Source organism: Chloroflexota bacterium, assembly GCA_035652535.1.
In the GTDB taxonomy this organism is placed as follows: domain Bacteria; phylum Chloroflexota; class UBA6077; order UBA6077; family SHYK01; genus DASRDP01.
The window spans coordinates 26474-37397 of sequence record DASRDP010000025.1; the positions used below are offsets into that span (position 1 = coordinate 26474).

The following is a 10924-nucleotide window of genomic DNA, read 5'->3' on the forward strand; positions in this document are numbered from 1 at the left end:
TCCGATGCTGTGGGCCGGCGTGTTACAAAGGGGCGCTTCGGGCGTAACAATCATCGCCGGACGGCGGCGGCCGTCGCAACTCCCACCGAACCAAGCTGGAGTCATTGTGCCGGTTCTGGGTCAGGGAGCCGTGCTCAAGCGCGGCACCTTTGTCATCGAGCGACTCCTGGGACGAGGCGGCTTTGGAGAGGTCTATCTCGCCGCGCAGCCGCGCGTCGGGCGGCAGGTTGCCGTGAAAGTGCTGCGGCCCGGACTGGGGGAAGACCCGGACGTGCTCCGCCGGTTCGAGCGCGAGGCCCGCGCTGCTGGAAGCTTCCTGCACCCGCACATCGTCCCGGTGCTGGACTTCGATTTCGATGAGGCGGAGGCTGTTTGGTTCCTCGCGATGCAATACGTGCCGGGTGGCCGCACCCTGCGCGACCGCCTCGTCGACCCCCTCAGCGTCGACGAGGCGTCGCAGATCGTGAGCGCGCTCGCCTCGGCGCTGGACACGGCGCACGCTCGGGGCGTCCTGCATCGTGATGTGAAGCCCTCCAACGTGCTGCTGGACGAGGCGGACCGCCCGCTCCTGTCGGACTTCGGGATCGCCCACCTTGACAGCATCTCAGCGGTGACCCAGCCGGGCGTACGGGCTGGGACCGCGCTGTACATGGCGCCGGAACGTTGGAAGGGAGAGCCTGCCGACGCGGCCGGCGATCAGTATTCACTCGCGGTCATGGCCTACCAAATGCTCGCCGGCCGGCCGCCCTTCGTCGGCGACCAGCATTCCCTCATGATGCAGCATCTCTCCGTCGAGCCACCGCGCCTTGTTCGGGTGCGGCCGGAGATTACCGAGGCGATGGACCTCGCGGTGCTCCGAGCGCTGCGCAAGGAGCGCGGCGATCGCTTCGACACCTGCGGCCAGCTTGCGGATGAGCTGGCGCGCGCGGTCGAGGCGCGGCGGCTCTCCGCCCTCGCGATGGAGTATGAGAACGCGATGGCGCTGGTTTGGAGCGGAGACCTCCGCGGTGCGCTCGCTCGGCTCGAGGCCGTTCAGCGACAGCGCGTTGGGTTCCGGGACACCGATCTCCTCGTCGACCGATTGCGCCGGGAGCTGGCCGAGGCCGACCCCGACGACAATCAGGCCCCCGCGAGTCCGCCATCGCCCGTGGCCTTCGAGTCCTTTTCGAGCCAGGAGCGCCCAGCGCCAGACGTGCCGATCTCGAAGAGCGCCGGCGCGCCCGTGGATGCATCGAACCCCCCGGGCGCTGACGCGGGGCGCGCCGCATCCCCGGGCCACCGTCGGGAGGCCGGGGACACCGTGACGAGCTTCCCGACCCGTGACCTGCAGCTGCCAACTGATGACGGGCGCGGCGTTTGGGACCCGTACGTGGCGCCCTCGGTTCCCGTCCCATCCCGCCAGGACGCGGGGGCTCCAGCGGGGACGGCACCGGGACCTGGACGGACCGGGAGAGCGGGCGCGTCCACGTTGGACGACAAGCGCGCGCGGCCCCCACTTCTGCTCGTGCGAATCGTCGGGGCAGCCGTGGTCGCCGTCGCGGCCGCGGGCGTGCTTCTGTCGCGTGGACTGGATGGTGGTGGAGTCCAGGAGCCAGTGAGCGACGACCGACCCGCTCAGGCACTGCCCGCCAGGACCGCGGTCAGCGCTGCGCCCGACGATACCGTTCACGTCGAGGCCGACGCAGATTGGGATCGGGCACTCGCCCAGTTGGACGGGCTCTGGGGCGAGGACTGGCTCGCCGCCATCGACCTCATCGATCGCTTTCGCCTGGCGCATCCGGGTTACGCCGCCGCGGACGCGAAGCTGTACGCGGCCCTGACCGAATACGGGAAGGAGCTGGCGGATTTGGCGCAGGACGACGAAGCCGAGAGTCAGCTTCGTCGCGCGGAAGCGCTGCTTCCCGGGCAGGGCGACGCGGAGTCCGCGCTTCAATCACTTCCCCGCGAGGCGCAGGGTCGGGCGCCGGCGACGTCGCTTCAACCACCGCAGGCTCGGCCGGCCGTTCCAACCGCGACCATTCGCGCGCCAACATTCGACGAGCCGGCAGGCGATGCTCCGCCTCCGACGGCAACGCTCCGACCGCCACCGTCGGATCTGTTTCCCTCGGACGATGCGATCCCGACCCCGACGCTGCGCCCGCCGCCGATCTAAAGCATGGGAGGTCGTTGTGTGCCGGGTCTGGAGGTAAAGCACGTGCCGAAGCCTGATTGTTCGCCATCGCGGATTGCCTCGCGGTGCCATCGGCCGCGATGGTGGATCGTGCTCCCAGTCCTTGTCTTCTTGACCGCCCTGCCGGCCGCGAGTCCTCCATCGCTGAACGCTCAGGGGGACGCCGACGAGTGTGAGGTGACTTCGGACCAGGGATGCCCGCTGGAGCTGGGCCAGGAGGTATCCGCCGCCATCACGGACGCGACGGTGCAGCACATTTGGCGGCTGGATGTGGACGACGCCCAAGCGTTCCGCATCAAGCTGAGCGAGGGACCATATCGACTCTATGCATACACCCCAAGCAGAGACCTTGTCGGTCCAGCGCCGGATGGCCTGGGGGACCGCGTGCTCGACATTTCGGATCCGGAGCTCGGCGAGTACATCGTCATCGTGGACAGCCCCACATACCAAACGAGCGATGTCCCGTATCGCCTGTCGGCAATGGTGACCAGCGGTCGGGCATGGCACAGCGCCATCTGGGAGCCGAGAAGCCGGGCCATGATGGTCTTCGGCGGATACGACGGAACGAGGGTGAAAAACGACGCCCGCGTGTATCGGGTCGCGAGCAATAGCTGGAGCGAGCTGCCGTCGATGCCGCGCCCCCGATCGGGACACGCCGCCGCATGGGATGATTCGGACGGGCAGGCGCTCGTGGTCGGCGGGCAGATCGAGACCCAGCTCCTGGGCTACGTCTGGTCGTTCCATGCCCTGGAAGGACGCTGGATCGATCTTTTCCCGTCGGGCGGCATGCCGCTCCGTCCCACCTATACGGTGGTTTGGGACTCAGCGGATAGCGAGGCCCTCATCTTTGGCGGAGGAATCACCGAGAGCGGTCCACGGACCGATCTGTGGGCTTATCAGCCAGGGCCGAACGCGACCGTCGAGCTGCGCCCCGCCGGCGGACCGCCGGCGCGCTCTCGCCATTCGGCTATCTGGGATTCCAACGACTCCCAGATGCTCATTTTTGGCGGCACAGACCTGATGAGTGGCGCCGCGTTGTCGGATCTCTGGGCATATCGGCCGGCGACGAACGCCTGGATCGACCTCACCGCTCCTGGTGGCCCGAGCCCACGCGCATCGCACAGCGCCGTCTGGGACCCCGTCCGAGCGCAGATGATCGTCTTCGGCGGTACCGGCGACGACGGAGAGCCCCTCGACGACCTCTGGGGGTACCGCCCGTCGGCGGGCGGGTGGTTTCGCATCGACGCGGCGAACGGCCCGTCGGCTCGCGCAGGTCACGTTGCCGTCTGGGACCGCGAATTCGACGACGAGTTCTCACAGATGCTGGTCTACGGTGGCGAGGACGAGCGGGGCTTCGAGAACGACCTGTGGGCCTATCGGCCCCAGACGAACACCTGGGCCCGCCTCGCATCGCCGTAGCCGCTCGAGGTGCGCGGGCGTGCTATAACGGCGGTGGAGCCAATCGCCAACCCGCGCAGCGCGCAGAAAGGAGCCCGAACATGCCCTCGATCCGGCACCTGGCAATTCGATGTGCGAGCCCCGCGACGATGGCAGAGTTCTACAAGTCCGTCTTCGACCTCCAGGAGGTGTGGCGGGCGAGCGACAACCGGGTGGTTTATCTCACCGATGGCGTCATCAACCTTGCCCTGCTGCCGCCCCACGCGGCGGGCGGGGAGGACGATGCGAATGGACTGAACCATTTCGGGTTCCAGGTCGAGAGTATCGACGAGATTCAAGAAAAGCTGGCCTTGGCCGAGGTGCCGCCGGCGACGCGGCGCCCGCAGGATGGACGCCGGTACGCCGAGTACCGGGCGTGCGACCCGGAGGGGAACTGGTTCGACCTGGCCGAGAAGGGCTGGACGCTGGAGGCTCCGCCGCCAGCGGTCGAGTAGATGGGCGAAACGGCCGCCCTTCCCTCGCCACTGGCAGGCGCGCGACGCTACTTCACGTCCCACTCGTAGGCGTTCCACGTATTGGTGCCGCGGCGCGCGACCTTCGATGCGACGTTCACCATCCGATTGGCGACGGCCGTCGGCGCCGCGTCGTAAAACTGGTCCAACACGATCACCTGGTCCGTCATGTGATGGACCACGGCGGCCACAGCACGCATGCGATCGGCGATGGGGATCGTCGTCAAGTACGTCTCGACCAGCGCGTCGAAATCGGGATTCATGTAGTTCGGTCCGTTCTGGCCCACGTAGCGATTCTGGGGTGTGCGCGCCTGTGAGCTGATGAACGTCTCCAGCTGCTCGGCGCCCGAGCCAGCGCGGCTCATGTCGAACGCTGGAAACGTGGCGCGGTATTCATTATTGCCGCGCACTTGCGGGGAGTCGTCGACGACGTTGACCCCAATCCCGGCTGACTGCCAGTAATCCGCGATGGCGAGCTTCGTCTTCCTGAGGATATCCATCGGCGACGAGCGAAGCTCGACGACCAGGGGTTGGCCCGACGCGTCCCGAAACATCCCGTCGGCGCCCCGCGCGTAGGTGAGCGCCTCCACGAGCTGAGCGGTTTGTCGCGGGTCGTAGGGATACTTCACAACGCTATCGATCACGTATGGGTATTCGGGGTCGGTCGACCCGATAGTCGTGTGGGCGACTTCCACCTGTCCGGCCATCAGCGTGTCCGCCAGCTCCTGCCGGTCGATGGCGTGGTAGACCGCCCGACGGAACCGGACGTCCGCGACCACAGCCGGCGTCGGGTTGAGGAGCTGTGGCCAGACCTTGATGTCGGAGCCAGGCGAGAACTCGATGTGGCCGTCCCGCCATTGGTCCCGGAGCTGGAGCCCCGGCTCGAACGAGATCCCGCGGCCGATCGGCTGTTCGACCGCTCCGCTCAAGATGTTGGCGATAAGCGTGGTAGGGTCGGGGATGAACTTGATCTCGATGGCGTCGATCTTCGGCCTGCCAAGCGTGAATCGGTCGAACGCCTCGAGCGTGATGGAGCTGCCCCTGACCCAGGCGCCCGGCTTAAAAGGCCCGGTGCCGACAAATTCATCCGACCAGTATGGGAGATCGCTGAGGCCCGCCTTGTTCTCCTGGTACGGCTGGGCCAGGATGTGCTCCGGCAGCGGCAGGGGCTGGACGTCGCCGGTGGCGGCGAACACGCGATCGGCGTTGATGTAGGGCTTCTGCCAGGTGATGGAGAAGGTGCGCGCGTCGCGCGCCTCGACTTTCTCGACGGTGTCAAAAGCAGCCACATGGAGGAGGGGAAGGTCGGTGTCCTGGAACACCCGCGAGGTGAACACGAGGTCGTCGGCTGTGAAGGGGGCGCCATCCTGCCAGAGGGCGCCGTCGCGAATGCGCCACGTGGTCTCCATGCGACCGTCCGGGAACACGCGCCACAGGCCATTCTCGACGCTGGGGACCACCTCGGCGAGGAGCGGCTGCAGGACCGCGTTGTTGTCCGCGATGGCGAGACCGGATTGCACGAGCTGTTCGATTTCGGGAGCGCCGGCGAGGATCCCCCCGGCGGCGCGATTGAGCTGGGAGCGGAGAGTCGGAAGATCCGCGGTCACGGACGAAAGCACGCGCTTCGGCGCGGTGGGAGCCGCTGCCTCTCGGCGGGCCTCCTGGCCGGATCCGGTCGCGGGCGCGGGTGAGCCGCACGCGACCGAGAACGCGACCAATGTGACCAGGACTCCAGCTGCGTGGCGTGAAAGCGGGCGCATAGGCAGGTCTCCTGCTCGTGGTGGCCATATTCCTGTCGTCGGGTAGGCGATGATGCCCTCTTCGTACGGCACGGACTCCGGGATGGACTCCGGCAGTCCGTTCCGAACGCGGTGGGCGTCAGGAGGCCATTATATGGTGGCCCGTCTGGAGCGGCGGAACGGCCGCCGCTCCAGATCTGAGCAGAGGGCTAGTGCTTGACGGTCACGCCACCAAAGAGCGCCGAGACGTCGATCTTGAGGCGAGGCGCGCCGGGGGCAACCACGTCCGCCTCGAGATCTTTCATGTCGTACCCGCCGAAGATTGGGGTGCCCGTCATCTCGACCTGCCAGCCATCCGGCACTCGGATTTCGATGCCTCCGCACGTCGTTTTGGCGGTGACGGTCGCGCCGGCTGGGTCCAGCTTCGCCTGTCGTAGGTCGAGGACGATGCCGCCGCACGTGGCGTTGAGGCGCGCCGTCCGGAACTGCTGCGACCGGCTGATGTGCGTGATGCCGGAGAATCCGACAGAGAGATCGAGATTGTTCTGGTCTGTCGTGGTCGCGATGTCGGCGCTCGATCGGTGGAGGAGGATCGACGCGCCGATGGCCATCAGGATGAGGGGCCACACCAGGGCGAGCGTGCCGCCCGGCACTAGCTCCAACGTGCCCGCCAGCAGCGCGAGGCCAATCACCATCACGATGACGGGGCCGATCGCAGCTCCGCGGTTGGTCAGCAGGTGCGAAGCCCCGAGCAGGACGATGACCAGGGGCCACCAGCCACCGATCACCTGACCGGCGGCCGCGTAACCGGACTGCTGAAGCAGGATCAACACGCCCAGGGCGATGAGGACACCGCCGATGATCAACCGATCGAAGTTGGGGCCGCTGCGTGTGTGTGGAAATGTCGCGCTCATGCCAACCTCCCGTGCGCGCTTCTTCCTTCAGTGTCCAACTGCAGTCGAAATCTGCGAGAGACCCCGGGAGGTAGTCAGATCCCGCGCGAGGGGGTAGTCGCGCGCCATCGGCGACTTGCGTGGAGGGCCCCGCGTTGCGCGCCGTATCCTAAGGATGCTCCTGTGGCAGGGTGCGGATGAACCGCGCATGGCGACCGCGTCGACCGGCGTCGTGCTTCGACGGGCTCAGCGCGAATGGCCTTTCAGCATGCTTGAGCGTCCAGCGTTCGCATACCATCGCACGTTGAGGAGGAGAGAGGAATGGCGGAGTGGGCTTCGGCGACCACACTGACGCGGGAAGTCGCGGAGGTGCTCGAGATTCCCGAGGTGCGCGTCGACGCCGGGCTCAAGTCGACGGGCCGCGCGCGATACACGGGGGACGTCTATCTGCCCGGCATGCTGTCGGCGCGATTCCTCATGAGCCCCTACCCGCACGCGCGCATCGTCTCCATCGACACGACCGCGGCGCGCGCGGTGCCGGGCGTGCACGCCGTGCTGACGGCCGACGACATCGGGCGCCGCCGGTACGGCCGGCTCGTGGCGGACTGGCCGGTTCTTGCCTTCGACCGGGTTCGATACGTGGGCGAGCGGGTTGTCGCCGTGGCGGCGGAGACGCCGGATGCCGCGGACGAAGCGATTCGGCGTATTGTCGTCGACTTCGAGGAGCTTCCCGCCGTGTTCGACGCCGAGGCCGCGCTTCGCGACGATGCGCCCATCCTGCACCCGAACGCCGAGTCCTATTACCCGGCGGGCAAGTTCCCGGCGCTTCGGCATCCCAACGCTCCCAGCTACGCCACGGCACGCAAGGGCGAGGAGGAGATCGAGCGGGTGTTCGCCAACGCGCACGTCGTTGTGGAGGACGCCTACTACGGGCCGAGGCAGCATCAGGGGTACATCGAGCCCCATGGGTGCATCGTGTGGTACGACGAAGACGGCCGTCTCCAGGTGGTATCGACCAACAAGTCGCCCTTCAGCCTGCGCGACAATCTGGCCAGCGTGCTGGAGATGCCGTCCGATCGCGTTGTCGTGGACAGCCGGTTCATCGGCGGCGACTTCGGTGGAAAGGCCGTCTCCATCGAGGAGTTCCCGTGCGCCTACCTGGCGCGCGCCACCGGCCGCCCCATTCGCGCCATCATGAGCTACGCGGACGAGCTGACCTCCGCGAATCCGCAGCACGAAGCTCGGTACTACCTGCGGACCGCGCTCAATCGCGACGGTCGGATCATCGCCCACGAGTGCCGCGCGATCCAGAACGCGGGCGCATACGTCGCCGGTCGACCGAACCCCACGGCATCCGCACGCTCTGGAATCGGCTGCATGGCCCCATACAGCATCCCGAACGTGCGATACGAGGGGTACAACGTCTACACGAACCTTGTGCCCTCCGGGAGCATGCGGGCGCCGGGAGACTTCCATCGCGCGCACGCCGGCGAATGCCACGTGGACCATCTCGCGCGCGAGATCGGATTGGACCCGGTCGCCTTTCGCCTTCGCAATTGCCTGAAGCCCGGGGATACGACGCTGACGGGGGAAAAGGTCCGAAATCCGCGCGCCGTCGAAGTCTTGGAGACCCTTCGCCGCGAGACCCGTTGGGACGAGCGGGCGCGCACCCCCAATCGCGGCCAGGGAGTCGCCCTTCGGTACCGGCACGTCGGCGAGGGGAAAACGGAGCTGCTCTTCCGTCTGGCGCCGGATGGCGCGGTGGAGATCATCACGGGAAACGCCGACCAGGGCGGCGGATCGCACACCGTGATTCAGCGGACGGCGGCGGCCACACTCTCGGTGGATCTCGGTCGCGTGCGCGTGCGGTACGGCACGACGGCTGAGGCGCCGCGGGATCCGGGCTCGGGCGGAAGCCGCACCACGCACATGGTGGGACGCGCCGCCATCGAGGGCGCGCGGATCCTGAAGGACAGGCTCGAAGAGCTGGCGGCCGAGGTGATGGGCTGGACCGCCGGCGCCGTCCGACTGGAGCGCGACGCGTTTGTGGCGACCGACGGCTCGGGCGAGCGCGCCTCGTATGAGGAGGTCGCGCGACGGATCGCGGCCGGCCCGCCGGTCGAAGCGGTGGGCGCGTTCGATCCGGCGGAGCACCACTCCGACGAGGGCGGCGACTACAACTTTTTCGCCTACATGATGGACGTCGAGATCGACCCGGAGTCAGGGAGCGTACGGCCGACCGAAGCGGTGGCGGTCGTCGATGTGGGGACCATCATCAATCCCGTGGCGCACCAGGGACAGCTCGACGGCGGGTTCGTGTTCGGGCTAGGCCAGGCTTTGACCGAGGAGCTGGTCCACCAGGACGGCCGCATCGTCACAGCGAGCCTCGGCGAATACAAGCTGCCGACCCAGATGGACGTGCCGCGCTTCCGCTCCGTGTTGCTGCCCACGGAGATCGGGCCCGGCCCCTTCGGAGCGAAGGCGGCGGGCGAGACGACGAACACCGCCGTGGGCGGCGCCATCGCCAACGCGATCTACGACGCCTACGGCGTTCAGATCACCGCCTGCCCCATCACCGCCGAGCGCGTCTACGAGGCGCTCCACCCGGCGAACGGGGCGTGACGGGCGACAAACGCGCGTGATCAAACCTGTTTGCTGATCTTGACGCGAGCCGATTGATGACGCATTGCGGAACCGCGCCAGGTTGGATATCGACTATTTGATCTTCGCCGCCCTCATGGCCTCGCGCGCCAGCTCCGTTGCCGTCTCATCGAGGACAAGCTGCTCGTCGACGACAACGCCGTAGTCGCGCTGCGCCGCCTCGCGCGAGACGTAGCCGAGCCGCACGTCCTCCAGCACGAGCTCCACCGGCCGGTCGAGAGGATCGCCGAAGCCGCCGCCACCGCCGCTCTCCAGCACGTAGACGTCGCCCGCTGCGAGCTGCATCAGGTCGATCTTGCCGTTGGGCGGCGCGTCGATGGACCCGCCGGCGCGGCGAACGTACACGCGGTTCGGCGCGGCGTCCTTCCCGCCCTCCAGGCCCCAGGGCGCGCACTGGGTGCGCTCGATGCGCGTGGTGAAGCTCGCCGGCGTGAGCATGCGGACGGCCCGCCGCAGCCCGAGCCCGCCGCGCTGGCGCCCCGCGCCAGCCGAGTCCTGGATCAGCGAGTGCTCTTCGATCACCAGCGGCGACTTGACCTCGCTGGCCTCGACGGGCGAGTTGTGGGTGTCGCCGTCGTTGATGCAGATCGTTCCGCTCACCCCGTCCTCGTGGCGCTTGGCGCCCCAGCCGCCGCCCAGCGGCCCAACGAAGCCGAAGAAAAACCGACCAGTTCGATGGTCGACGCCGTACGTGTGGGAGCTGAGCAGGTCCGCGTGGTGACCGGCGATGGCGCGATCGGGGATGGCGGGGGCCAGCGCCCGAAATATCGTGTCCACGACCGTCATCGGGATCGTCATCCACATGCGCATGGCGGCCGGTCTTGTGGCGCTGATCACCCGCCCCATCGGCAGCTCGACCCTCAGCGGACGGAAGGACCCGAAGTTGATGGGCATCCAGAGGGGGCTCGTCACGCACTTGAACGCGACCTCCGCTGCCGACCGGCCGGCCGTGATCCCCGAGTTGTAGTAGCCGCCCACCTGGCGGCTCACCTCGCTGAGGTCGATAGTCATGTCCTCGCCCTCGACGATGACGCGCACCTTCAGCGGGATCGGCTTACCGTGGGTGATCCCGTCGTCGTCCATGAAGGACTCGGCCGCATAGACGCCGTCGGGGATCTCCGCCACGCGCGCGCGGGCCAGCCGCTCGCTCTGGTCGTAGATCCGCTCGATGCTCGCGCGCATCGCGGTCTCGCCGTAGCGGTGAAGCAGCCCCAGGTAGCGCGCCTCGCCCGTTTTGATGGCGGCGATCTGGGCCCGAAAGTCGCCCATGGCCAGGTCGGGGAAGCGCACGTTCATGCGGATGATCTCGGTCAGCTCCCGGTCTTGCTGGCCGCGCTTGAAGATCTTGACGATGGGGAGCTGGAGCCCCTCCGAGTAGATGTCCTGGGTTGCGCCGCGCAGCACGCCCCCCACGTCCTGCCAGTGCGCCATGGAGGACGCAAAGGCGACGATCTTCCCCTCCCAAAAGATGGGCAACGTGAAGATCATGTGGTTCAGGTGGCTCCCCATGATGTACGAGTCGTTGGTGAGGAGGATGTCGCCCGGCTCGAT

Annotated in this window: 7 protein-coding genes; 4 read left to right on the forward strand and 3 right to left on the reverse strand. The window is 67.6% G+C overall.

Features of this window, described 5'->3' with window-relative positions:
• Positions 1-106: 106 nt before the first annotated feature.
• The 3 genes from VFC51_03680 (at position 107) to VFC51_03690 (ending at position 4062) form a co-directional block, all read left to right on the forward strand.
• The gene (locus tag VFC51_03680) at positions 107-2152 is read left to right on the forward strand and encodes a protein kinase (protein HZT06106.1); all 2046 of its coding nucleotides are present in this window, start codon (positions 107-109) and stop codon (positions 2150-2152) included.
• A 108-nt stretch (positions 2153-2260) separates the two neighbouring features.
• Positions 2261-3589 carry a kelch repeat-containing protein gene (locus VFC51_03685; GenBank protein HZT06107.1) on the forward strand — a complete coding sequence of 443 codons (1329 nt, stop codon included), beginning with the start codon at positions 2261-2263 and terminating at the stop codon, positions 3587-3589.
• 80 nt (positions 3590-3669) lie between these two features.
• Positions 3670-4062 carry a VOC family protein gene (locus VFC51_03690; GenBank protein HZT06108.1) on the forward strand — a complete coding sequence of 131 codons (393 nt, stop codon included), beginning with the start codon at positions 3670-3672 and terminating at the stop codon, positions 4060-4062.
• A 47-nt stretch (positions 4063-4109) separates the two neighbouring features.
• Here VFC51_03690 and VFC51_03695 read toward each other — a convergent pair whose 3' ends face one another.
• Entirely contained in the window at positions 4110-5840 is a 1731-nt protein-coding gene (locus VFC51_03695) for an ABC transporter substrate-binding protein (GenBank protein ID HZT06109.1), read from the reverse strand.
• A gap of 188 nt (positions 5841-6028) precedes the next feature.
• A complete protein-coding gene (locus VFC51_03700) occupies positions 6029-6733 on the reverse strand; it encodes a LiaF domain-containing protein (GenBank protein HZT06110.1) in 705 nt (234 codons plus the stop codon).
• Between the two features lie 300 nt (positions 6734-7033).
• On the opposite strand from VFC51_03700, the gene VFC51_03705 reads away from it, so the two are divergent.
• Positions 7034-9334 carry a xanthine dehydrogenase family protein molybdopterin-binding subunit gene (locus VFC51_03705; protein HZT06111.1) on the forward strand — a complete coding sequence of 767 codons (2301 nt, stop codon included), beginning with the start codon at positions 7034-7036 and terminating at the stop codon, positions 9332-9334.
• Positions 9335-9427: 93 nt separating this feature from the next.
• On the opposite strand, the gene VFC51_03710 is transcribed toward VFC51_03705, so the two are convergent.
• A partial coding sequence (locus VFC51_03710; protein ID HZT06112.1) for a hydantoinase B/oxoprolinase family protein occupies positions 9428-10924 on the reverse strand: 1497 nt, incomplete at its 5' end.

Excerpts from the sequence above, each read along its gene's own strand:
- VFC51_03705 (HZT06111.1), top strand. The coding sequence starts at position 7,034 with ATGGCGGAGTGGGCTTCGGCGACCACACTGACGCGGGAAGTCGCGGAG.
- VFC51_03690 (HZT06108.1), top strand. The coding sequence starts at position 3,670 with ATGCCCTCGATCCGGCACCTGGCAATTCGATGTGCGAGCCCCGCGACG.
- VFC51_03700 (HZT06110.1), bottom strand. The coding sequence starts at position 6,733 with ATGAGCGCGACATTTCCACACACACGCAGCGGCCCCAACTTCGATCGG.
- VFC51_03695 (HZT06109.1), bottom strand. The coding sequence starts at position 5,840 with ATGCGCCCGCTTTCACGCCACGCAGCTGGAGTCCTGGTCACATTGGTC.